The organism is Vibrio sp. 10N.222.52.C12, from assembly GCF_041474215.1.
Lineage (GTDB): Bacteria > Pseudomonadota > Gammaproteobacteria > Enterobacterales > Vibrionaceae > Vibrio > Vibrio crassostreae_C.
In genome coordinates this window covers 1-741 of sequence record NZ_JBFRTR010000227.1, presented here as the reverse complement: position 1 = coordinate 741, position 741 = coordinate 1, and the positions used below count along the sequence as shown (strand labels likewise).

At 41.3% G+C, this 741-nt stretch carries 1 protein-coding gene and 1 pseudogene; both read right to left on the bottom strand.

Annotation, left to right across the window (positions count from 1 at the left end; translation table 11 throughout):
* Window positions 1–295: pseudogene (locus AB4623_RS23960) on the bottom strand (site-specific integrase); the annotation flags it as partial.
* A gap of 36 nt (window positions 296–331) precedes the next feature.
* On the bottom strand, window positions 332–628 hold the full coding sequence (locus AB4623_RS23955) for a helix-turn-helix domain-containing protein (protein WP_048663757.1): 297 nt from the start codon (window positions 626–628) through the stop codon (window positions 332–334).
* Window positions 629–741 lie beyond the last annotated feature (113 nt).

The window sequence follows — 741 nt, the reverse complement described above, 5'->3', positions numbered from 1 at the left end:
GCTCTCGATAGTGCGCAAAATCTTTACTCGTAAAATCGCTCGCAATGGGGTTCCCTAAACGCTCTGATATTCGATAAAGACTCTTCCTCAGCCGAATGTGATCGCGTAGCGTCTTACCGTGCATTCGATACCAAAGCGTGATCAATTCATCCAGCGTTCGAAAGTCTTTCCCTGCACATTCCCGCTCAAGTTTTAAGGCCAACCGCTTATCAAGTTGCATGGCCTTTCGCTCACTATCAAACACCTGATTAGGGGCCAGACTTGAATAATAATTCGCATTCTTCTTTAAAATCATTCTTCCCCCATCGATAGTATTTAAGCAAGCAAACTGTTAGGCAAGCTTCTTGTCGTTGGTTACTTTTTCGACAATGCCGAGCTCTAATAGGATAGAAAAGTCGGGACTAATTTGACCCGACTCAGGAAGAGTTTCATTAGTAACTAACCAATAGGCGTACTTTTTGAAGTGCTCATTCTCTGTGATCTTAATCAAATTTTCACTTTTTAATTCCTTTCGCGACTGTTCACAATTTCTCAGGGTACCTATTGAAATATCAATAAGTTGTGCCATTTCCCCCTGTGTTAACTGTTCTGCAATACGAATCGCTTTGATCTTTTTTCCTAATTCCACTCTTGATCTCCATACGCCCTTAGGCGTACATTACAACTACGCCCAAGGGCGTAGTTTTAAAATTAGCTTCATCATATTTCCGTGTATTTCACGAAAATCATCAAACCTACGAG